This window comes from Sphingopyxis sp. CR5, from assembly GCF_059693785.1.
Map to the genome: position 1 here is coordinate 120561 of NZ_JCATIE010000001.1, position 21757 is coordinate 142317.

18 protein-coding genes are annotated in these 21757 nt (G+C 68.8%); 10 read left to right on the plus strand and 8 right to left on the minus strand.

Translation table 11 applies throughout. The features are described from left to right. Window positions 1-48: 48 nt before the first annotated feature. From AC58D2_RS00570 to AC58D2_RS00595, 6 genes are all read left to right on the plus strand, one after another. Window positions 49-582, plus strand: coding sequence for a hypothetical protein (locus tag AC58D2_RS00570; RefSeq protein WP_497386290.1), 534 nt, complete (start codon window positions 49-51; stop codon window positions 580-582). A gap of 26 nt (window positions 583-608) precedes the next feature. Next, on the plus strand, window positions 609-2468 hold the full coding sequence (gene pabB / locus AC58D2_RS00575) for an aminodeoxychorismate synthase component I (protein WP_497386292.1): 1860 nt from the start codon (window positions 609-611) through the stop codon (window positions 2466-2468). A 103-nt stretch (window positions 2469-2571) separates the two neighbouring features. After that, window positions 2572-3783, plus strand: a complete 1212-nt coding sequence (locus AC58D2_RS00580; RefSeq protein WP_497386294.1) for a pyridoxal phosphate-dependent aminotransferase — start codon at window positions 2572-2574, stop codon at window positions 3781-3783. 124 nt (window positions 3784-3907) lie between these two features. After that, window positions 3908-4345, plus strand: coding sequence for a preprotein translocase subunit SecG (gene secG / locus AC58D2_RS00585; protein WP_497386296.1), 438 nt, complete (start codon window positions 3908-3910; stop codon window positions 4343-4345). 111 nt (window positions 4346-4456) lie between these two features. Next, window positions 4457-6091 carry a CTP synthase gene (pyrG, locus tag AC58D2_RS00590; RefSeq protein WP_497386298.1) on the plus strand — a complete coding sequence of 545 codons (1635 nt, stop codon included), beginning with the start codon at window positions 4457-4459 and terminating at the stop codon, window positions 6089-6091. A gap of 33 nt (window positions 6092-6124) precedes the next feature. Next, window positions 6125-6808 (plus strand): Crp/Fnr family transcriptional regulator, encoded by a 684-nt coding sequence (locus tag AC58D2_RS00595; RefSeq protein ID WP_497386300.1) that lies wholly within the window; start codon window positions 6125-6127, stop codon window positions 6806-6808. 36 nt (window positions 6809-6844) lie between these two features. On the opposite strand, the gene fdxA is transcribed toward AC58D2_RS00595, so the two are convergent. The 3 genes from fdxA to AC58D2_RS00610 form a co-directional block, all read right to left on the minus strand. Beyond that, entirely contained in the window at window positions 6845-7183 is a 339-nt protein-coding gene (gene fdxA / locus AC58D2_RS00600; RefSeq protein ID WP_497387143.1) for a ferredoxin FdxA, read from the minus strand. 173 nt (window positions 7184-7356) lie between these two features. Further along, window positions 7357-7656, minus strand: coding sequence for an RNA-binding S4 domain-containing protein (locus tag AC58D2_RS00605; RefSeq protein ID WP_497386302.1), 300 nt, complete (start codon window positions 7654-7656; stop codon window positions 7357-7359). Further along, window positions 7656-10451, minus strand: a complete 2796-nt coding sequence (locus AC58D2_RS00610; protein WP_497386304.1) for a helicase-related protein — start codon at window positions 10449-10451, stop codon at window positions 7656-7658. The genes AC58D2_RS00605 and AC58D2_RS00610 overlap by 1 nt, the downstream gene beginning before the upstream one ends. A 255-nt stretch (window positions 10452-10706) precedes the next feature. On the opposite strand from AC58D2_RS00610, the gene AC58D2_RS00615 reads away from it, so the two are divergent. The 4 genes from AC58D2_RS00615 to AC58D2_RS00630 all read left to right on the plus strand — a co-directional run bounded on the left by AC58D2_RS00615 (window position 10707) and on the right by AC58D2_RS00630 (window position 16165). Beyond that, window positions 10707-12278 (plus strand): peptidoglycan DD-metalloendopeptidase family protein, encoded by a 1572-nt coding sequence (locus tag AC58D2_RS00615; RefSeq protein ID WP_497386307.1) that lies wholly within the window; start codon window positions 10707-10709, stop codon window positions 12276-12278. An 88-nt stretch (window positions 12279-12366) separates the two neighbouring features. Further along, on the plus strand, window positions 12367-13365 hold the full coding sequence (hemB, locus tag AC58D2_RS00620; protein ID WP_497386309.1) for a porphobilinogen synthase: 999 nt from the start codon (window positions 12367-12369) through the stop codon (window positions 13363-13365). A gap of 11 nt (window positions 13366-13376) precedes the next feature. Continuing rightward, on the plus strand, window positions 13377-15614 hold the full coding sequence (locus AC58D2_RS00625; protein WP_497386311.1) for a spermidine synthase: 2238 nt from the start codon (window positions 13377-13379) through the stop codon (window positions 15612-15614). After that, entirely contained in the window at window positions 15611-16165 is a 555-nt protein-coding gene (locus AC58D2_RS00630) for a gamma carbonic anhydrase family protein (protein ID WP_497386313.1), read from the plus strand. The genes AC58D2_RS00625 and AC58D2_RS00630 overlap by 4 nt, the downstream gene beginning before the upstream one ends. A 34-nt stretch (window positions 16166-16199) precedes the next feature. Here the strand turns inward: AC58D2_RS00630 and AC58D2_RS00635 are convergent, their stop codons facing one another. From AC58D2_RS00635 to AC58D2_RS00655, 5 genes are all read right to left on the minus strand, one after another. Then, complete coding sequence (locus AC58D2_RS00635) at window positions 16200-16859, minus strand: inner membrane-spanning protein YciB (RefSeq protein WP_497386315.1); 660 nt, start codon at window positions 16857-16859, stop codon at window positions 16200-16202. After that, window positions 16856-17782 (minus strand): signal recognition particle-docking protein FtsY, encoded by a 927-nt coding sequence (gene ftsY / locus AC58D2_RS00640; RefSeq protein WP_497386317.1) that lies wholly within the window; start codon window positions 17780-17782, stop codon window positions 16856-16858. Before ftsY ends, AC58D2_RS00635 begins: the two co-directional genes overlap by 4 nt. Continuing rightward, the gene (locus AC58D2_RS00645) at window positions 17779-19095 is read right to left on the minus strand and encodes a MiaB/RimO family radical SAM methylthiotransferase (protein WP_497386319.1); all 1317 of its coding nucleotides are present in this window, start codon (window positions 19093-19095) and stop codon (window positions 17779-17781) included. Before AC58D2_RS00645 ends, ftsY begins: the two co-directional genes overlap by 4 nt. Then, window positions 19092-19898 carry a diaminopimelate epimerase gene (gene dapF / locus AC58D2_RS00650; protein ID WP_497386321.1) on the minus strand — a complete coding sequence of 269 codons (807 nt, stop codon included), beginning with the start codon at window positions 19896-19898 and terminating at the stop codon, window positions 19092-19094. Before dapF ends, AC58D2_RS00645 begins: the two co-directional genes overlap by 4 nt. A gap of 88 nt (window positions 19899-19986) precedes the next feature. Beyond that, a complete protein-coding gene (locus tag AC58D2_RS00655; protein ID WP_497386323.1) occupies window positions 19987-21627 on the minus strand; it encodes a putative bifunctional diguanylate cyclase/phosphodiesterase in 1641 nt (546 codons plus the stop codon). Window positions 21628-21757: the final 130 nt, after the last annotated feature.

The window sequence follows — 21757 nt, forward strand, 5'->3', positions numbered from 1 at the left end:
GATGCGTGCGCGGGTAGTCAGGGCCGGTTCGATCAATGGGGATATGCCATGCCGCTGCCGTTCTTTCGTCTTGCCGTTTCCTTTGCCGCCGTGCCGCTGTTGGCGACGGGAGCCGCTGCGGCGGACAGGAAGGAGGCACCCCGTCCCGCCCAGATCCAGGAGCTGTACGCATGCCGCGACCTGGCCGACCCGGGCGAGAGGCTGGCGTGCTTCGACCGCGAAGTGGGCGAGCTTGCCGCCGCCGACGCGGCGCGCGAGATCGCCTTCACCGACAAGGAAACGGTGAAGAAGACGAAGCGCGGACTCTTTGGTTTCTCGCTTCCCGACCTGGGAATTTTCGGCGGCGACGACGAGGATCGCATCGACCATGTCGAAACGACGGTCGTGTCGGCCTCCGACGCGGGATATGGCCGCTATCGCATCGAAATGGAAGATGGGTCGGTGTGGGTGCAGACCGACGACAAGATCATGCCGTTGCGTCCCCGTCCCGGACAGAAGATCGAGATCAAGGCGGGGACGCTCGGCACCTATTTCCTGAGCCTGGAAGGCCGTCCTTCGGTCCGCGTTCGCCGCGAACGCTGAGCGCGCACGGCGCGGAAAGGCGGCCGGTGACTCTTCGCGGCAACGGTTTCGCCAGCATCGGCGGGGGGGCGCCCTTCGTCCTGCTCGACGATGCGCGCATCGAAGGGGCGGTGCCGGCGCGGCTGTTCCGCGACCCGGTCGAAACGCTCGCCGCGGCGTCGCCGGCCGAGGTGCCGGCGCTTCTCGATGCGCTGGATGGCGCGCGGCGGCGGGGACTGCATGCGGCCGGCTATCTGGCCTATGAAGCGGGCAAGGGACTGGCGCCGGCGTGGCGCGGCGTCGTCGAAGGCAGCGGCGGCGATGGCCGGGGCGATGCCGCACCGCTCGCGTGGTTCGGCCTGTTCGAGCGGGTCGAGCGGATCGACGCCGACGCGGTCGCCCAGTGCCTGCCCGACCCCGACGGCGCCTGGATCGGCGCGCCGGTGCCGCGGATCGCGCGCGACGACTATCTGGCGGCGGTCGAGGCGGTGCTCGCCCTGATCCGTGCGGGCGACATTTATCAGGCGAACCTGACCCTTCGCGCCGACGTGCCGTTCGCGGGCGACCCGCTCGCGGTCTATGCGCGGCTGCGGGCGACCGCGCGTGCGGGTTACGGCGGCTTTGTATGGACCGGCGCGCGGGCGATCGCCTCGCTGTCCCCCGAGCTTTTCTTTGCGCTGCGCGGCGGGCAGGTGATGGCGCGGCCGATGAAGGGCACCGCGGCCCGGATGGGCGACGCGGGTGCCGACGCCGCCGCGGCGCACGCGCTGGCCACCGATTCAAAGCAGCGCGCCGAAAATCTGATGATCGTCGACCTGATCCGCAACGATCTGTCGCGCATCGCGGCGCCGGGATCGGTCGCGGTGCCCGAGCTGTTCCGGGTCGAGAGCTTTCCGACGATCCACCAACTCGTGTCCGACGTCACCGCGCGGCTGCCGGACGGTGTCGGCGCTACCGACGTGCTGCGCGCGGCTTTTCCCTGCGGATCGATCACCGGCGCGCCAAAGGTGCGCGCAATGGAAATCATCGACGCGATCGAGACCGGGCCGCGCGAGCTTTATACCGGCTCGATCGGTTTCATCGAACCCGGCGGCGATGCGGCGTTCAATGTCTCGATTCGGACATTGCTGTTCCCACAGGGCGGCTTGCAGGATAGGCCCGCATACGCCACGCTGGGTCTTGGATCGGGAATCGTGGCCGACAGCCATCCCGCGGAAGAATGGCGCGAATGTCTGGCCAAGGGGGAATTTGTGGGCGCAGCCGGGGAAAGCTTCGACCTCATCGAAACGATGCAGTTCGATCCGGTCGACGGTATCCAGCGGCTCGAGGGTCATCTGGCGCGGATGAAGGCGAGCGCCGCGGCGCTGGGCTTTGCCTTCGACCGGCATGGCGCCCGCAACAGCCTGCAATCGGCGACCTTTCGCCTGCGCCACGCGGCACGGGTGCGGATGCGCCTTGCGCCTTCGGGCGCGCTTGCGGTCGAGGTGTCGCCGCTGCCGCGCCTGGCCGAATTGCCGGTGCCGGTCGCGCTGTGCGCGGCGCCGATGGCGGCGGGTGATTTCCGCCTTGCACACAAGACCAGCCTGCGCGCGGCCTATGACGCGGCGCGCGAGGCGAGCGGGGCCGCTGAAGTCGTCTTCGTCGACGAACCGGGTTTCGTGACCGAGGGAAGCTGGAGCAATATCTTCGTCGAACGCGACGGGATGCTCCTCACCCCGCCGCTCGCGCTCGGGCTGCTGCCGGGGGTGCTGCGCGCCGAACTTGTCGACAAGGGGCGCGCGGTCGAATCGCACCTGCGCGCCGCCGATCTGGCGGACGGTTTCTTCATCGGCAATTCGCTGCGCGGGCTGGTGCCGGCGCGGCTCGCCGACGACGGCGCAGGGGCGATAGGCCAACCTCCCGCCTGAATAGGTAAATTTTCCGCCGCGCGCCTTGCGATTGTCGGCGGGACGCGATAGGCGCTGCCGCGCGCAATTTCCTGTCAAACCCGCTGCCACGGAAAGCCTTTCCATGTCGCTCAAGCCGCACACCTCCGCCGCCCTCGACCGCATCCAGCCTTCGGCGACGCTCGCGATGACCGCGCGCGTTTCGGGACTGAAAGCCGACGGGATCGATGTCATCGGCCTGTCGGCGGGCGAGCCCGACTTCGACACCCCCGATTTCGTCAAGGAGGCGGCGATCGAGGCGATCCGCGCCGGACAGACCAAATATACGCTGGTCGACGGCACCGTCGCGCTGAAGGATGCGATCCGCGGCAAGTTCCGCCGCGACAACGGGCTCGACTTTGAGCGCAACCAGATCACCGTGAACGTCGGCGGCAAGCATACGCTCTTCAATGCGCTCGTCGCGACGGTCGATCCGGGCGACGAGGTCATCATCCCGGCGCCCTATTGGGTCAGCTATCCCGACATCGTCAATTTCGCGGGCGGTACGCCGGTAGTGATCGAGGCGTCGGCGGCGCAATTCTACAAGATCACTCCCGAACAACTCGACAAGGCGATCACGCCGAAGACGCGCTGGGTGCTCTTCAATTCGCCCTCCAACCCGTCGGGCGCCGCCTATTCGCCGGAGGAAATGGACGCGCTGGGCGAGGTCATCCGCCGCCACCCGCATGTCATGGTGATGACCGACGACATGTACGAGCATGTCTGGTACGCCGATTTCGAATTCACGACGCTCGCGCAGCGTTGCCCCGATCTGGTCGACCGGATCCTGACGGTGAACGGTTGTTCAAAAGCCTATGCGATGACCGGGTGGCGCATCGGCTATGCGGGCGGCCCGGCGTGGCTGATCAAGGCGATCGGCAAGCTGCAGTCGCAATCGACGTCCAACCCCTGTTCGATCGCGCAGGCCGCCGCTGCCGCCGCGCTCGGCGGGCCGCAGGGTTTCCTCGACGATCGCAACGCCGCGTTCAAAAAGCGCCGCGACATGGTGGTCGCGATGCTCAACGATGCGCCGGGGCTGAACTGTCCCGTCCCCGACGGAGCCTTTTACGTCTACCCCGACGCCAGCGGCTGCATCGGCAAGCAGACCCCCGACGGCAAGACGATCGACAGCGATCAGGCGCTGATCGACTATTTCCTCGATTCGGCGCGTGTCGCCGCGGTCCACGGCGCCGCCTTCGGCCTGTCGCCCGCGTTTCGCGTGTCCTATGCGACGTCGGAAGCGGTGCTGAAGGAAGCCTGTGTGCGGATCCAGCAGGCGTGCGCCGCGCTGCGCTGAAGCGGGGCCGGAACTACCCGCGCCGGATCGGCCGGCTTCGCTTCGCGCTTGAAGCGGCGCGGCTTCGTCTCTATGTGCGCCGCGGGCGCGGTCCGTTGAGGGGCCGTGCGAGTTTTCGGGAAACATGATGTCCAGTCTCTTCACCTTCGTGCTCGTCGTCCAGGCCGTGATCGCGGCCGCGATGATCGCCGTCATCCTGATGCAGAAGTCCGAAGGTGGCGGCCTGGGTGTCGGCGGCAGCCCCGCAGGCCTGCTTTCGGCGCGCGGCGCGGCGGATTTCATGACCCGCGCGACGACGGTTCTCGCGACGTTGTTCGTGGCGCTGTCGATCGTGCTGGCGGCGATGGCCTCGGTCGGCCGCAGCGGCTCGACGATCGACACGTCGCTGTCCAAGACCGCGCAGCCCTCGGGCGGCAGCGCATCGCTGACCGGCGCCGCGCCGCAGCCGGCGACGGGCGATGCCCAGACCCCGGCGGCGCCCCCGAGCGACGATCCGCTTGCCGCGGCGGCCGCGGCGGCGAACCAGCCCGCCACGGCGCCGGACACGCCCGCGAAGAAATAAGCCGGCGGCGGCGCGCGCCGTCGGCCCTCATCATGCGGGACGAAAATATTTCGTCCGATGCGATTCGACGGCTTGCGCCGTCACCCACCCTTTGAGTAAGTCTTTCCTCCCATGGCGCGGTTCATTTTCATCACCGGCGGCGTGGTCTCCTCCCTTGGCAAAGGTCTGATGGCGGCAAGCCTCGCGGCCCTGTTGCAGGCGCGGGGATTTCGCGTGCGCATTCGCAAGTTCGATCCCTATCTGAACGTCGATCCGGGGACGATGTCGCCCTATCAGCACGGCGAGGTCTATGTGACCGACGACGGGGCCGAGACCGACCTCGACCTGGGCCATTACGAACGCTTTACCGGGGTCGCGGCGCGGCAGAGCGACAATGTCACGTCGGGCCGCATCTATCAGCAGATCATCACCAAGGAACGCCGCGGCGACTATCTGGGCGCGACGGTGCAGGTCGTTCCGCACGTTACCGATGCGATCAAGGAGTTCGCGCAGGCCGACACCGACGATCTCGATTTCGTGCTGTGCGAGATCGGGGGAACGGTCGGCGACATCGAATCGCTGCCCTTCATCGAGGCGATCCGCCAGTTGAGGAACGAGATCGGCCGCGAAAATTCGGTTTCGGTCCACGTCACGCTGGTGCCCTATATCGCTGCGGCGGGCGAATTGAAGACCAAGCCGACGCAGCATAGCGTGCGCGAACTCGCGTCGCTGGGCGTCCAGCCCGATATCCTGCTTTGCCGCTGCGAAAAGCCGCTGCCCGACAGCGAGCGTGCGAAGATCGCGCAATTCTGCAACGTGCGCAAAGAGGCGGTGATCCCGGCGCTCGACGCCGACAGCATCTATTCGGTACCGGTGCAATATCATGGCGAGGGACTCGACAGCGAAGTGCTGCGCGCGTTCGGCATTCCCGACGCGCCCGACCCCGACCTGACGCGCTGGTACGACATCATGGACCGCAAGCGGCACCCGGAGGGCGAGGTGACGATCGGGGTGGTCGGCAAATATGTCTCGCTGCCTGACGCCTACAAGTCGCTCAACGAGGCGCTTGTCCACGGCGGCATGGCGAACCGGGTCAAGGTCAATATCCGCTGGCTCGACGCCGAGATGTTCGAGGCGGGCGAGGAAGACCTGGCCGCGAAGCTCGAACCCATGCACGGCATCCTGGTACCCGGCGGGTTCGGCGAGCGCGGATCGGAAGGGAAGATCGCGAGCGTCCGATTCGCGCGCGAACGCGGCGTGCCTTTCTTTGGCATCTGCCTCGGCATGCAGATGGCGTGCATCGAGGCGGCGCGCAACACGAGCGGGATCGCCGCGGCCTCAAGCACCGAGTTCGGTCCGACCGACGAGCCCGTCGTTGGCCTGATCACCGAATGGATGAGCGAAGAGGGGCTGCAAAAGCGCGGCGCCGACACCGATCTTGGCGGGACGATGCGGCTTGGCGCCTATGAAGCGAAATTGTCGCCGAACAGCCACGTCGCGAGCATTTACGGGGCGAACGACATCAGCGAGCGTCACCGGCACCGCTATGAGGTCAACGGCGCCTATCGCGACCGGCTGGAAAAGGGCGGCCTGGCCTTTTCAGGACTGTCGCCCGATGGCATGCTGCCCGAAATCGTCGAGCGGCCCGACCATCCCTGGTTCATCGGGGTGCAGTTCCATCCCGAACTGAAGTCGAAACCGTTCGATCCGCATCCGCTGTTCAAGGGGTTCGTCGAGGCGGCGGTGAAGCAGAGCCGGCTCGTCTGACGCGGCCGGCCGGGGACAGGGGCACAGGGGCTTATGGATCATGCGACACTTTCCGCGCTTCAGGGCCCCGACAGTCTCTTTTCGGGCCTGACCGCCACCGATTGGGGCGACATCGCCGCGCGGGCGGTGCAGGTCCATTTCAAACGTGGCAAGGAATTGCTGGTTCAGGGCGAGGCGGGCGACAGCCTGCTGATCCTGACCGAAGGCAGCGCGCGCGTGTCGATGCTGACCGCGAACGGGCGCGAGATCGTGCTTGCCTATGCCGAGCCGGGGGCGGTACTGGGCGAGATCGCCCTGCTCGACGGCGGCGAACGCACCGCATCGGTGATCGCGACCAGCGCCGGCAGCGCGCTCCAGCTCGGGCGCAACGCGATGCGCGATTTCGCGGCGAGCCATCCCGAATTCGCCTGGTCGCTGATGGGTCAACTCGCGCGGCGGCTGCGTACCGCCGACCAGACGATCGAAAGCGATCGCGCCTATGCCTCCGGGCCTCGCCTCGCCCGCTATCTGCGCCGCCTGATCCGCCAGGACAGCGGCGCCGTGCAGCGGGTCGAACTGAGCCAGACCGAACTCGGCAATTTCGCCGGGATGAGCCGCGAACATATCAACCGGCAACTCCGCGCGTGGGAGGAATCGGGGGTGATCGCACTCGAACAGGGTCGCGTGCGCGTGCTCGACCCCGAGCTGCTGGAGGATATCAGCGAATCGGAGGGGTGAGGAGGCCGGTTCGACCCGCCGCCCTCGCCCTGCGAATCAGTCGCCCTCGCCGGGTTCGGGCGAGAAGAATTTTTCGAACTTGCCGTCGACGCCCTTGAATTCGTCGGCGTCGGCGGGGCTATCCTTCTTGGTGGTCAGATTGGGCCATTCGGCGCTGAACTTGGTGTTGACCTCGAGCCATTTCTCGAGCCCGCTTTCGGTGTCGGGCAGGATCGCCTCGGCGGGGCATTCGGGCTCGCACACGCCGCAATCGATGCACTCGTTCGGATTGATGACGAGCATATTCTCGCCCTCGTAGAAACAGTCGACCGGGCAGACCTCGACGCAGTCCATATATTTGCACCGGATGCAGGCGTCGGTGACGACATAGGTCATGGGTATCGGCTCCATCTGTCGGCGGCTCGTCCGCCGCGCTTCCATGCGATTCCCCGCCTCCTATGCCGCCCGGCGGCGGCGCGTCAACGCTTAGCGGCAGTTGCGAATCACTCTCACTCCATAGCCGCCCGGCGGCGCGCGGTGGCGACAGCTTTTCCTTGGCGGCTGATAGGTCAGCTGGCAGCCGGCGTCCCGTCGGCGCCAAGCCGGACATAATGGGCCTGCGCCTCGCTGGCGGGGCCGCGCCGGCCGGGCAGCGACACCAGCCGTACGACCTCGATCCGCTCGCCGAGCGGCAGCACCAGCGTCGCGCCGGGATGGACAGCGGCCGCGGCGCGGGTGACGCGGCGGCCGTCGAGGCGGATATGCCCCGCCGCGACCATCGCCTGCGCCAGGCTGCGCGAGCGCGCGAACCGCAGGTACCAGAGCAGCTTGTCGAGCCGGATGCTTCCCGCCGCGCCCGGACTGGCCATCAGTCCTTGCGCCCCTCGGCAAGCAGCGCGGCGAGGCCGGCGAAGGGGCTGTGGGGCGACGGGCCGCGCCGTGCGGCGCGGTCGCCGCGGGATGGACGGGGCGCAGCACCGGGCGGCGGCGGGCCGCCCTTGCCCTTACCCTTGCCCTTGCCCTTGCTCTTCGCGGCACGCGCCTCGTGGGCCGGGCGCGTCGGGGGCGCCGTGTCGCGCGCGGTTCCGTTGCCCGGCTTCTTGCGCCGCGACTTGGTACGCTTGCGCGCGTCGGCGCGCTTGCGGCCCGACCAGCGCCAGCGCTCGAGCGCTGGATCGCCGACCGCGCGAAAGCCGAAGCTGCCGAGCAGCGCACGCCGCGTCGCCTCGTCGAGGCCGAGCGATGTCGCCAGCGCGGGGTCGATCGCGAAGCCCGGCGGCTCGGCGGCGTGCGGATCGACGGGGTCGCCGACGGCGTCGTCGTGATGATCGGCGTGCGGGTCGCCTCCGGTGACGGGGGCGGTCGGCGGCGCCGCGGCCTGCATGCGCGCGGCGTGCGCCTGGCGCGCCAGTTTCTCGGCCATGTCGATGCGCAGCCAGCCGGTCGCGCAGCGCCGGAACCCGGCTATCGCGAGGCCGCCCGCATCGCCGTCCTTGATCAGCACCGCACCGTGCGGCGGCAGCGCGCGAATCCCGCGGCCCTGCTGCGCCGCGAGCAGCGCCGCGCGCCAGCGCACCGCCTCCGGCTTCAGGAGCTGCGGGTGGAAGATGTCGAGCGTTCCGATCGTCAACCCCAGCTTCCTCAACTGCGGCCGCTCCTCGGCGCTCATCGCCGCGAGCTGGTCGTCGATCGCGGCGCGCGCGATCAGGCCGCCGCCGTCGGTCATCGCCGCGAGCAACGCGCGCACGCGCGGCGGGGTGAACAGGTCGCCCGCCGCCGCGCCCATCGCCGCGAGCGGCGCGGCGTGACGCGCGAGCTGGTCGGCGACGAAGCGCTGGAGCCGCTCGGCGATCGCCTGGACTTGCGGCGGGTCGAGCCGTCGCAACGCGGGCTCGAGCTGGACCGACGGCTGGACGAGCGTCGTGCCCTTGACGAGCGTCGCGACGATATGGCCGTGCCAGGCGATCCGCGGCGGCGCGCCGGGGTCGCTGACCAGCGCGAGGGCGCCGTCGTCGCCTTCGGCCAGCGCCTTCGCCCGTCGCGCCAGCTCGCCGCGCAAGTGCTTTTCCGCCGCCGCGAGCAGCAACCGGTGGTCGCTTGCGCGCGCCTGGGCATCCACCTTGAACTGAAAGCCGTTCAGCGTCCCGATCGCCTCGCCGTCGACGGCGACTGTGCCGTCGTGTCCGACCGCGACCGGCAGCGCGGCCCCCCGCTGCCCCGCGTCGCGGAGCAGCAACGCCAGCCTGCGGTCGACGAAACGCTGGGCGAGCGCGGAATGCAGGGCGTCGGACAGGCGCGATTCCAGGATTTGCGTTTTTTCTGTCCAGCCTGCGGCGTCGGCGATCCAGTCGCCGCGCTGGGCGATGAAGCAAAGCGTGCGGACCGCCGCGATCCGGCTCGCCAGCTGGTCGATATCGCCGTCGGTATCGTCGAGCCGCGCGAGCCGGCGCGCGAACCAGTCGGGATCGATCGTTCCCGCCCCGCTCGTCCGCCACTGCCACAGCTTGAGGACGGTGCGGCTGTGATGCTCGGCGCCCAGCTGCTCGAAATCGGGAAGGCCGCACACGTCCCAAAGCCGCGCGACCGCTTCGGCGTCGGTCGCGCGCGCCGCGACCTCGATGTCGCCCGCCAGATGCTTGAGCACGGCCAGGTCGACCGCTTCGGGCGCCGCGCGCAGCGACGGGTGCGCCGGCATCTGCCCCAGGTCGGCGATCAGCCGGTCGAGCGAGGTGAAGCGCGGCAGCGGGTTGCGCCAGAACAGGCTGGGCAGCGGCGGGAAGCGATGCTCCTCGATCGCCATGATCTCTTCGGGGGTCATTCCGCCCTGGGGCAGGCCGATCGTCCCGAAGCTGCCGTCCTGCTGGTGCCGCCCGGCGCGTCCCGCGATCTGCGCCATTTCGGAAATGGTCAGGCGGCGCAAGCGGCGGCCGTCGAACTTTTGCAGGCTCGCAAAGGCGACGTGCGTCACATCGAGGTTCAGCCCCATGCCGATCGCGTCGGTCGCGACCAGATAGTCGACCTCGCCCGCCTCGAACATCGCCACCTGGGCGTTGCGGGTCCTGGGGCTCAGCGCGCCCATCACGACCGCCGCCCCGCCCGCGAAGCGCCGGAGCATTTCGGCGATCGCATAGACTTCCTCGGCCGAAAAGGCGACGATCGCCGACCTTTTCGGCAGCCGCGACAGCTTCGCCGGGCCAGCGTAGCTCAGCGTGGAAAAGCGCGGCCGGGTGACGATCTCGGCTTCGGGCACCAGGTCGCGCACCAGGCCGGTGATGCTGGCCGAGCCGAGAATCATCGTTTCCTCGCGCCCGCGCGCGCGGAGCAACCGGTCGGTAAAGACATGGCCGCGCTCGGGGTCGGCGCCGAGCTGCGCCTCGTCTATGCCGACGAAGGCGACGTCGCGTTCCACCGGCAGCGCTTCCATCGTGCCGAGCAGATAACGCGCGCCCGGCGGCATGATTCGCTCTTCGCCGGTGACCAGCGCGACCTCCGACGCGCCCCTGATGGCGACGACGCGGTCATAGACTTCGCGGGCGAGCAGGCGCAGCGGAAAACCCATCATGCCGCTCGCGTGCGCCGTCAGGCGCTCGACCGCCAAATGGGTTTTGCCGGTGTTGGTGGGGCCAAGGACGGCCTTGACCGGGGTGGTGGCGGGAGACGGCATCTTCTTGTGATCCGATGCTGGCATGAGCCGCGTTGCGGCGCAACAGAGATGTTGGTCCCCCGTCACTTTATCGCCGCGCCCCTTGCCGTGGTGCGCGACTCGCCACGTCCCGGCCGGGCCACGCTTCGCCGCAGCGACCGGCCGGCGCGGCCGCGTTAAATTGACTTTAACGGCCTTTGTTTACAGAAAACCGGTCGGAAATTGGATCGGCGGCCGCCTCGTTCGCGGGGCGAACCGCCGGGCGGGGGTTGCAAGGTGTTTCAGCGTCACGAACCCATCGCGGGGATGTCGGGCAATGCCGCGGCCCTCACGATGTCGCAGGCGGTCCCGCTTCAGCGGGCCGGCGGCGCACCGTCGTGGCGCGAGGGCGTTCGCGACCGGCTTGCGGCGCTCGACCTCGTTCCCGACCTTGGCGCCAACATCGGGTCGGCCGAATGGTGGCGTGGCCTTGCGACGCTGACCCTGCTGTGCGGCAGCGCGATCGCGACCTTCCCCGGCATCCAGCCGCTCGCGGCGGGCGGCACCCCGGCGCTCGATGCGGCCGATTTCAACGAAGCGCGCGGCCAGATGATCGTGCCGCTGGCGCTCGGCGCCGATACCGGTCGCCACATGGCGGCAACCGACGCGGTGCGGCCGCTCGCGCAGGCCCCCGAACGGCCGCAGATCGAACTCACCGCGACCCTGGGCAACGGCGACAGCTTCGCGCGCCTGCTCGAACGTTCGGGCGTCGGCGGGGGCGAGGCGCAGGCGCTCGCGCAGCAGGTGTCGACCGCCGTGCCGCTTGCCGACATCGCCCCCGGAACCCGCATCGACCTCGTGCTCGGCCGCCGTGCGGCGCGCACGATGCCGCGCCCGGTGGAGGCGCTCGCGATGCGGGCCCGTTTCGACCTCAGGGTCGAGATGGAGCGGATCGGCGACCGGCTCGTCATGCGCCGCATCCCGATCGCCGTCGACGACACGCCGCTGCATATTCGCGGCAAGGTCGGGGCGGGCCTGTACCGCTCGGCGCGCGCCGCCGGCGCCCCGCCCGAAGCGATCCAGGCCTATCTGCGCGTGATCGGCAAGCAGATGTCGGTGTCGGGCATTCGCGCGTCGGACGAATATGACATCGTCGTCGGCTATCGCCGCGCCGAAACCGGCGAGACCGAGACGGGCAAGCTGCTCTACGCCGGGCTGATCCGCGACGGAAAGCCCAAGCTGTCGATGCTCGAATGGCAGAAGGACGGGCGCAGCCAGTGGTTCGAGGCGTCGGGCGTCGGCCAGCAATCGGGCGGCATGGTCCGGCCGACGCGTGGCCGCATCACATCGGGCTACGGCATGCGGCGCCACCCGATTCTGGGCTACAAGCGCATGCACTCGGGCGTCGATTTCGGCGGCGGCTATGGCGCGCCGATCCATGCGGTCACCGATGGCACCGTCACGATCGCCGGCCGCACCGGCGGTTTCGGCAATTATGTGAAGCTCAATCACGGCGGCGGGCTCGGCACCGGCTATGGCCATATGAGCCGCATTGCGGTGCGTTCGGGCCAGCATGTCCGTCGCGGCCAGATCCTCGGCTATATCGGTTCGAGCGGTCTTTCGACCGGGCCGCACCTTCATTTCGAGGTCTATCGCAACGGTCATGCCGTGAACCCGATGTCGGTCAGCTTCGTGACCCGCGCCCAGCTCGAAGGGACGGAGCTTGCCGCCTTCCGCGCGCGCATCCGCGAGCTGACGGCGATCGAGCCCGGCGCCGCGCTGACCCCGGTCGCGCCCCGGCAGGTCGAGGGGCCGAAGCTCGGCACGCTGGCCGACGTGGCGGCGAAGCGGGCGGGCGAAGGGATCTGATGTTGTTCCACCCCTCCCCTGAAGGGGAGGGGCTAATTGCACGCCAATAGCCATTTCCCCCGGCGCCAAGCGCGGCTATGCACGCGCCATGACTCACGCCGTATTTCCCGACACGCGCCTGCGCCGCACCCGCCGCACCGGCTGGAGCCGCGCGATGGTTCGCGAAACGCATCTGGCCCAGTCGAACCTGATCTGGCCGCTGTTCGTGTGCGCCGGCAGCGGCGCGGAGGAACCGGTCGCCAGCCTGCCCGGCGTGTCGCGCTGGTCGGTCGACCGGCTCGTCGAACGCGCCCGCGACGCCGTCGACGCAGGAATTCCGTGCCTTGCGCTGTTTCCCTATACCCAGCCCGACCGGCGCAGCGAGGATGGCGCCGAGGCGCTCAATCCCGACAATCTGATGTGCCGCGCCACCGCCGCGATCAAGGATGCGTGCGGTGACGATATCGGCGTCCTGACCGACGTCGCCCTCGATCCGTACACCAGCCACGGGCAGGACGGGCTGCTCGGCGACACGGGCTATGTCCTCAACGACGAAACGGTAGAGATGCTGGTCGGGCAGGCGCTCAATCAGGCGCGCGCCGGCGCCGACATCATCGCGCCGTCGGACATGATGGACGGGCGCGTCGGGGCGATCCGCGAAGCGCTCGAACTCGAAGGCTTCGGCCATGTCCAGATCATGAGCTACGCCGCCAAATATGCCTCGGCCTTCTATGGCCCCTTCCGCGATGCGGTCGGCTCGCGCGGGCTGCTGAAGGGCGACAAGAAGACCTACCAGATGGACCCGGCGAACGTCGAAGAGGCGCTGCGCGAGGTCGAAATGGACCTCGCCGAGGGCGCCGACAGCGTGATGGTCAAGCCGGGGCTGCCCTATCTCGACATCGTGCGCGCGGTGAAGGATGCCTTTGCGGTGCCCGTCTATGCCTATCAGGTGTCGGGCGAATATGCGATGATCGAGGCCGCCGCCGCGGCGGGTGCGGGCGACCGCGACGCGCTCGTCCTCGAAACCCTGCTCGCCTTTCGCCGCGCCGGCGCGTCGGGCGTGCTGACTTATCACGCCCTCCACGCGGCGCGTCTGCTCGGCGCCTGAGCGAAACGCGCATGACCGCCGCCGCATCGCCGCGCCGCTGGCTGTTCGTGCTGACGATCCTCGTCGGCAGTTTCCTGTTGTTCCTCGTCCAGCCGATGGTGGCGCGCATGGTGCTGCCGCGGCTCGGCGGCGCGCCCGCGGTCTGGAACAGCGCGATGCTCGTCTACCAGGCGCTGCTGCTCGGCGGCTACGCCTATGCGCACTGGCTCGGGCGCTTTGCGGTGCGGCGGCAGGCGATGATCCATCTTGGCCTGCTGTTGGTGGCGGCGCTGTGGCTCCCGGTCGGCATCGCGCGAATTGCGGCGCCGGCACCGGGGCAGGAGGCGCTTTGGGTGCCGCTCCTGCTCTTCGCCTCGATCGGGCCGGTCTTCCTTGCGGTGTCGGCGCAGGCCCCGCTGATGCAGCGCTGGTTCGCCGCCGATCCGCGCGCCGGCGATCCCTATTTCCTCTATGCGGCGTCGAATCTCGGCAGCTTCGCCGGGCTGATCAGCTATCCTGCCCTCGTCGAGCCGGCGATGCCGCTCGCGGCGCAAAGCTGGGGGTGGACCGCGGGCTATGCGCTGCTGTTCGTGCTCGTCGCGGCAAGCGCCGCGGCGCGCCGGGGCGGCGGGGCGGCGATACCGGAGGCCGCGCGCGACGACGAACCGCGCCCGCGATGGCGGCGCCGGCTTCACTGGCTGGCGATCGCCGCGGTCCCGTCGGGCCTGATGCTCTCGACCACGACCCACCTGACCACCGATATCGTCGCCATGCCACTCCTGTGGGTGCTCCCGCTCGGCCTCTACCTGCTCAGCTTCGTCATCGCCTTTTCGACGCTGACGCGGCTGACGATGATCGTCACCTTCGTCGCGCCGCCGGTGCTGCTCGGGGTCGGCGGGCTCGCGCTGCTCAGCTCGGGCGGCGGATCGATGATGGTCGCCCTTGCCAGCCTTGCGATGCTGTTCGTCGTCGCGGTCGCATTGCACGGCTATCTCTATCACCTGCGACCCGCGCCGGGGCATCTGACGCTCTTCTATCTGATCATGTCGGCGGGCGGGGTGTTCGGCGGGCTGTTCGCGGCGCTCGTCGCGCCGCTCGTCTTCGACTGGGTGTACGAACATCCGCTGCTCGTCCTCGCCGCGGCGCTGCTGCTGCCTTTGCCCAAGTTGATCCCGTGGGATAGCGCCTTCGGCCTCGCGCCGCGCGCCGCGCGCATGGCCGTCGCGCTGCTGGTTGCGATCGCCGCTTTCGCCGCGTGGCGCATGGTCGGCGACTGGACCGGCCGCTTCGAGGGCGCGGCGATCGGGTGGAGTGCCGCGATCTTCACCATCGGCCTGTTCGTGATCGGCTGGCGCTGGGCCTATGTCGCGGTGCTTGCGATGCTGATGCTCGGCGTCGGCGGGTGGAGCACGGTGCAGGACAGTTTCACCGACATGCGCGTGCGCAGCTATTTCGGCGTCTACACCGTCACCGACGATCCCTATCGGCACCAGCGGCGGCTCGCGCACGGCACGACGCTGCACGGCCTGCAACGCACCGACGCGGGCCATGCCTATGAACCGACGACCTATTACGGGCATGATTCGGGGGTGGGCCTGGCGCTCGACCGCGCGCCGTCCGATGCGGCGATCGGCATCGTCGGCCTGGGAGCGGGCACGCTGTCCTGCTATCGCCGGCCCGGCCAGCACTGGACGATCTTCGAGATCGATCCGGCGATGGTCGCGATCGCGCGCGACCCCGCCAAATTCACCTTCCTTTCGCATTGCGCCCCCGACACGCCGATCGTGCTGGGCGATGCGCGGCTCGAGATTGCAAAGCAGCCGCCGGGGCGGCTCGACGTGCTGGTCATCGACGCCTTTTCGTCCGATGCGATCCCGCTCCACCTGCTCACCAAAGAGGCGATGGGCCTCTATGCCCGCGCTCTGAAACCCGACGGACTGCTTCTCGTTCACATTTCGAACCGCTTCTTCGACCTCGAACCCGTTCTGGCGGCGGAGGCGCGGGCACGCGGCTGGGCGGCGGCGATCCGCATGGACCCCGGCCCGGCGCAGGCCGATGCCAACCTGACCGGATCGAACTGGGTCGCGCTCGCGGCGACGCCGCAGCGGCTTGCCCGGTTGACCGGCCCCCTGCGTCCGCGCGACAAGGCTTATGAAGCGGGGGCCTGGGTGCCGCTCGAAGAGCGCGCGCATTTCGACCGCTGGACCGACGACTATGCCTCGACGCTGCCGGTCCTCTTGTGGAAGCATCTTATCGGAGGTCGCGAATGACCCGCAACGACATCAGCATCATCGCCGTCAACGGCAAGGCGCCGCGCATCGACCCCAGCGCCTTCATCGCGCCGGGCTGCCGGATCATCGGCGACGTCGAGATCGGCCCCGATGTCAGCATCTGGTACAATTGCGTGCTGCGCGCCGACGTCAGCCACATTCGCATCGGCGCCCGCTCGAATATCCAGGACGGCAGCGTCGTGCATTGCGACGGCCCGATGCCGCACCGCCCCGACGGCTATCCGACGATCATCGGCGAGGATGTGCTGATCGGCCACATGGCGATGGTCCACGGCTGCACGCTGGCCGATCGCGCCTTCGTCGGTTTGAAGGCGACGGTGATGAACGGCTGCCGCATCGGCAGCGACGCGATGCTTGCCGCGGGTGCGCTGCTGACCGAGCACAAGGAGATTCCCGACCGCGAACTTTGGGCCGGTGCGCCGGCACGCCGCATCCGCGCGATCGACGATGCCCAGGCGGCGGGAATGCAGGCGGGCGTCGCGCATTATGTGCTCAACGGCCGGATGCACCGGGAGGCGGTGGAAAATTGATCTCGCCCCTCCCGCTTGCGGGAGGGGCGATCAGTCAGCTATCGCCCTCGGCAACCGCCAGCCCGTTCTTCATCATCACGGGCAACTGGGTCAGGGTGAACAGGAAGGACAGGGCGGTCACGCCCCAGACCTTGATCGTCAGCCACGCATCGAAGCTCATCCGTCCTGCCTGGATCAACTCGTACATCACATGGTTGGCGATCCCCAGCGCGGCGAAGAACAGTCCCCAGTTGCGTGACAGGAGCAGCCAGCCCCTCTCGGTCACGCCGTCGAGCGCGGATTGCAGCAGATATTTGAGCATCGGCTTTTTCATCAGCCAGCCGCCGAGCAGCAACAGCGCAAAGGCGGCATAGATGATCGTCGGCTTCATCACGATGAAGCGTTCGTCGTGGAACCAGATGGTCAGCGCGCCAAAGCCGAGGACCAGGACGCCCGACATCCACAGCATCGGCGAAATCCGGCCCAGCTTCCATTTCGACACGATCATCGCGACGACGATCGCGACCATGAAGGCCAGCGTACCCTTGATCGCCCCCGACGTCGCGGCGAACGCGCCGTCGCCGCCCGACGTGACTTTATAGGTCAGGAAAAAGACCAGCAACGGCCCGAAGTCGATCGCGAAATTCAGCCAGCCATGCTTGGCCGGCGGCGGGGCCGGGACGGGTTCGGGGCCGCCGGGCAACTGGTCGCTCATCGGATGTTTCCTGCAATGATTCGCGCGATCTCGTCGGCGTCGAAGGGGCGCAGATCGTCGATCGTCTCGCCGATGCCGATCGCGTGGATGGGAAGCCCGTGGCGCTCGGCCGCGGCGACGAGAACGCCGCCGCGCGCGGTGCCGTCGAGCTTGGTCATGACCAGCCCCGTGACCCCGGCAACCTCGCGGAACACGTCGATCTGGGACAGGGCATTCTGCCCCGTCGTCGCATCGAGGACGAGCACGACGTCGTGCGGCGCCGCGGGATTAAGCCGGCCGAGCACGCGCTTGATCTTCGCGAGTTCGTCCATCAGTTCGCGCTTGTTCTGAAGCCGTCCGGCGGTGTCGACGATCAGCACGTCGATGCCCGTCGCGGTCGCCTGCTTCACCGCGTCGAACACGATGCCGGCGGCATCGCCGCCCTCCGGCCCGGCCATGATCGGCACGCCCAGCCGCTCGGCCCAGACCTTCAGTTGCCCGATCGCGGCGGCGCGAAACGTGTCGCCGGCGACCAGCATCACGCCATAATCCTGTTCCTGGAACAGATGCGCGAGCTTGGCGATCGTGGTCGTCTTGCCCGACCCGTTGACCCCAATGACAAGGATGACCTGCGGGCGCGGAAAGGCGTCGATCTCCAGCGGTTCGGCGACCGGCCGCAGCACCGCCGCAATCTCTTCGGCGACGATCGTCCGCAGGCCCTCGACGCCGCCGGCGACCGCGTCGCGCCGCGCCGCGAGCCGCTCGCGGATGCGCGCCGCCATACCGGGCCCCAGGTCGGCGGTGATCAGCGCCTCCTCGATCCGGTCCAGATCCTCGTCGTCGAGCCGCGACTTGCCGGTCAGCCCCGACAGATTTTCGCCCAGCCGCTCGGACGTGCGCCTCAGCCCGCCGAACAGCCGCTCGCTCCAGCTTGCGCCGCTCATGCCGTCCTATCCTTCTCGATCCTGGTTGCCTGCATCCGGTCGCCGTCGCGGCCGCCGATCCGCACCGGCACGATGCTGCCGGGTTCGGCCGGGGTCGCCAGCGTCAGCGCCGCGAAATTTTCGCCATGCCCGTTCACCCCGTCGCGTTCGACGAGCATCGCGGTCCGGTCGCCGCGCTGCGCGTCCAGCCAGCGATGGCGCCGCCGCGCATTGGCGTCGCGAAGCCGCGCGGCACGGTCGCGCGCCAGCGCGCGTCCGACCTGCGGCATCCGCGCGGCGGGGGTGCCCGCGCGCGGGCTATAGGGAAATATATGGCCAAAGACGATGTCGGCGTCGTCGATCAACGCCAGCGTGTTGGCGAACATCGCCTCATCCTCGGTCGGGAATCCGGCGATCAGGTCGGCGCCGATCGCGATGTCGCCGCGCGCCGCCTTCAATCGCTCGACCAGCCGCACCGTTTCGGCGCGGCGGTGGCGGCGCTTCATCCGCGTCAGGATCATGTCGTCGCCCGCCTGCATCGACAGGTGGACGTGCGGCATCACCCGAGGTTCGCCGGTCAGCAGCGCGAACAGCGCGTCGTCGATCCGGTCGGGGTCGAGGGACGACAGGCGCAGCCGATCGACCGGCAGCGCGAGCAGCGCCTCGACGAGCGCCGCCAGGCTGGTGCCACTGTCGTCGCCATAGCTCGCCAGATCGACCCCGGTCAGCACGATTTCGCGCTGGCCGCAGTCGAGCGCGGCCCGTGCGGCGTCGGCAACGGCCGCGACGGTCGCCGAGCGCGCCGTCCCACGCGCGAGCACGGTCGCGCAGAATGTGCAGCTATGCGAACAGCCGGTCTGGACGCCCAGAAAGGCGCGGGCATGGTCGGCGCCGGAGAGGGCGGGGGTGTAGGGGCCAACTGCCTTTGATGAATCCGTGTGCTCCCGCAGAGGCGGGAGCCCATCACCCGTCGGTGCGATGTCGAACCGGTCGGAGATGGGTCCCCGCCTTCGCGGGGACACACGGGTCTGATAGCTCTCGGCCAGCCCCTTGGCGTCGTTTCCGACCACCCGCGCGCCCATCGCTTCGAAAGCGTCGCGTTCGAGCTCGCCGGCGCAGCCTGTCACCACCACCGACGCCTCGGGTCGTTCGCGCAAGGCCCGGCGCACCGCCTGCCGCGCCTGCCGCACCGCCTCGTCGGTCACCGCACAGCTGTTGAAGACGATCGTGTCCGCCGCGCCGGCCGTGATCGCGGCGGCGCGCACGGCCTCGCCCTCGGCGATGTTCAGCCGGCATCCGAAATTGACGACTTCGACGCGTCCGCCGCCGCTCATCCGAACCGCGTCCAGTCGGTCTCGCCCTCGAACACGCGGGTCGCCGCGCCGCTCATCACGATCGGATCGCCATCGCGCCAGCGGATGACCAGGTCGCCGCCAGGCAGCGAGACGGTGACGGGAGAGCGGACCAGTCCCGCGCGGATCGCGGCGACCGCGGTCGCGCACGCGCCGGTGCCGCACGCCTGCGTCAGCCCGACGCCGCGTTCCCAGACGCGCAGTTGCAGGCGGTCGGGGCCATCGAGGCTCGCGACATTGACGTTGACGCGCTCGGGGAACAGCGGGTCGGTCTCGATCCGCGGGCCCAGCTCGGCGAGCGGTACCGCGTCGGCCTCCGGGACGAAGAAGATGATGTGCGGATTGCCGACATTGACCGCGGCGCCGCGTTCCAGCTCGTCCCACGCGACGGGCATGTCGCGCGTGTCCATCGGCATCGCGAGCGGGATCGATTCCCAGTCGAAGGCGGGCTCGCCCAGCGTCACTTCGGCGCCTCCGTCCGCGGGGGTGACGCGCAGCATCCCGCCCAGCGTCTCGATCACCGCGGGTTTGCCGATCAGCGTCGCGACGCAGCGCGTCGCATTGCCGCATGCCTCGACCTCGCCGCCGTCGGCGTTGAAGATCCGCATCCGGACGTCGGCCTTGTCGGACGGTTCGAGCAGGATCAGCTGGTCGCAGCCGATGCCGTGCCGCCGGTCGGCGATCGCATGCGCGCGCGCGGGGGTCATCTCGACCGCGCTTTCGCGCGCGTCGATGACGACGAAGTCGTTGCCCAGCCCGTGCATCTTGGTGAAGCGATCCGCCATGGTCCCGCGCATTTAGGGGCGCGCAGGCGCGAAGTCTAGCGACGCGGGTGCAGCCTTCGCATTCTCCGTTTCCGGGAAGGGGCGGAAACTACGCCGTCCGGCGCAGCGTTTCGTCTGCGGGGGCGGCGCTTTCGTCCGCAGGCAGCATCGGCGCGCGCAGCAGGCCGCGCTCGGCGAGCATTGCCGCGGTATCGGCGGGCGACATCGCCCGGCCATAGTGCCAGCCCTGGCCCTTGGAACAACCGAGGCGGGTCAGTTCGACCGCGGTCGCCTCGTCCTCGACACCTTCGGCGGTGATCGGCATCGCCAGGCTTTCGCCCAGCCGTACGATCGCGACGACAATCGCCTTCGCGTCCTGGCTTCCGCGCATCGCGGCGATGAAGCTCTTGTCGATCTTGATCCGGTCAAAGGGCAGCGCGCGCAGGTGCGACAGCGAACTATATCCGGTACCGAAATCGTCGAGGCTCAGCGATACGCCCTGATTCTTCAGGCTCGTGACGATCGATCGCACGAGCGGCAGATTTTCGAACAGCGAACTTTCGGTGATCTCGACCTCCAGCTGGCTTGCCGGGAACCCAGATTCGACGAGCAGCTTGGTCAGCTTCTGGCTGAACCATGGGTCCTTCAATTGCTGCGGCGATATGTTGACTGCGAGCGACACCGACGGGTCCCAGGCCCGGGCGATCGCCATCGCCTCGCGGATGACCTGCAGCGACAATTCGCCGATCAGTCCGCTTTCCTCGGCGACCGGAATGAACCGCTCGGGCAGGATCATGCCATATTCGGGCGAATCCCAGCGCATCAGCATCTCGAACCCCATCAGACGCCCGCTGGCGATGTCGACCTGGGGCTCGAAATAGGGGATGAACTCGCCGCGGGGCATGCCCTCGCGGATGCCGGTCTCGATCTGGTTGCGGACCTGCACCGCCATTTCCATGCCGGTCTCGAACCAGCAATAGCGGTTCCGGCCCTCGTCCTTGCAATGATACATGGCGATATCGGCCTGGCGCACCAGCGTTTCCATCGTCGCGCTTGCATCGGTCGCCAGCGCGATGCCCAGCGAGCCGCCGATCCGGATGCGCTGCGCATCGTGCGGGACCGGTTCTTCGAGCGCGGTGACAAGCTGCGCCGCCAGCGCTTCGATGTCGGGCCGCGCGGCGGGTTCGAACGCCATCATCGCCACGAATTCGTCGCCGCCGAGCCGGGCGCGCATGGCACTCGGCGGCAGGATCGCCGAAATGCGTTCGGCGACGATCTGCAGCACGCGATCGCCCGCGACGTGGCCGTGGATGTCGTTGACCGTCTTGAAATAGTCGAGGTCGAGCAGGAACAGCGCGACGTGCCGCTTTTCCGAAATCGCGCGCGCGATCATCGGCTGGCCCTGCGCCAGTAGCGCGCGCCGGTTGAGATAGCCGGTCAGCGGGTCGGTGTCCGCCAGGTAGCGCGCGCGCCTTTCGGCCAGCGTGCGTTCGCGGATCTCGCGGTTGAGGTCGTCGTAGCGGCGCCAGCCGAACAGCAGCAGCGCGATGTTGAGGATCAGGGTCGCGGTCAGCAGCCGGTCGGGCCCGCCGCCGAGCCCGGCGAGCGCGCGCACGGCCGATTGCATCGCGGTGCTGCCCGTTCCGACGAACAGCAGGATCGCCGCGACGACGATACCTCCCGCGACGATATCGCGTTTCGCGCCTTCGCTACGATCCCATTCCTTCGGCGCAGCCGGTTCGACAGTCATTGAAATTCCCCACACTCGGGCCCTCTTTGCCCTGCAAGCGGTGAAATTTGCGTTAAGTGGCGGTGCGCGGCGGCTTGCCTTTGCCCGCGCATTGGCGTAAGGGCACCGCGTTCGTCCGCATCATGCGGAG

Coding starts and splice junctions, on each gene's coding strand:
- AC58D2_RS00570 (WP_497386290.1), top strand. CDS start 49: ATGCCGCTGCCGTTCTTTCGTCTTGCCGTTTCCTTTGCCGCCGTGCCG.
- AC58D2_RS00580 (WP_497386294.1), top strand. CDS start 2,572: ATGTCGCTCAAGCCGCACACCTCCGCCGCCCTCGACCGCATCCAGCCT.
- secG (WP_497386296.1), top strand. CDS start 3,908: ATGATGTCCAGTCTCTTCACCTTCGTGCTCGTCGTCCAGGCCGTGATC.
- pyrG (WP_497386298.1), top strand. CDS start 4,457: ATGGCGCGGTTCATTTTCATCACCGGCGGCGTGGTCTCCTCCCTTGGC.
- AC58D2_RS00595 (WP_497386300.1), top strand. CDS start 6,125: ATGGATCATGCGACACTTTCCGCGCTTCAGGGCCCCGACAGTCTCTTT.
- fdxA (WP_497387143.1), bottom strand. CDS start 7,183: ATGACCTATGTCGTCACCGACGCCTGCATCCGGTGCAAATATATGGAC.
- AC58D2_RS00605 (WP_497386302.1), bottom strand. CDS start 7,656: ATGGCCAGTCCGGGCGCGGCGGGAAGCATCCGGCTCGACAAGCTGCTC.
- AC58D2_RS00610 (WP_497386304.1), bottom strand. CDS start 10,451: ATGCCGTCTCCCGCCACCACCCCGGTCAAGGCCGTCCTTGGCCCCACC.
- hemB (WP_497386309.1), top strand. CDS start 12,367: ATGACTCACGCCGTATTTCCCGACACGCGCCTGCGCCGCACCCGCCGC.
- AC58D2_RS00625 (WP_497386311.1), top strand. CDS start 13,377: ATGACCGCCGCCGCATCGCCGCGCCGCTGGCTGTTCGTGCTGACGATC.
- AC58D2_RS00630 (WP_497386313.1), top strand. CDS start 15,611: ATGACCCGCAACGACATCAGCATCATCGCCGTCAACGGCAAGGCGCCG.
- AC58D2_RS00635 (WP_497386315.1), bottom strand. CDS start 16,859: ATGAGCGACCAGTTGCCCGGCGGCCCCGAACCCGTCCCGGCCCCGCCG.
- ftsY (WP_497386317.1), bottom strand. CDS start 17,782: ATGAGCGGCGCAAGCTGGAGCGAGCGGCTGTTCGGCGGGCTGAGGCGC.
- AC58D2_RS00645 (WP_497386319.1), bottom strand. CDS start 19,095: ATGAGCGGCGGCGGACGCGTCGAAGTCGTCAATTTCGGATGCCGGCTG.
- dapF (WP_497386321.1), bottom strand. CDS start 19,898: ATGGCGGATCGCTTCACCAAGATGCACGGGCTGGGCAACGACTTCGTC.
- AC58D2_RS00655 (WP_497386323.1), bottom strand. CDS start 21,627: ATGACTGTCGAACCGGCTGCGCCGAAGGAATGGGATCGTAGCGAAGGC.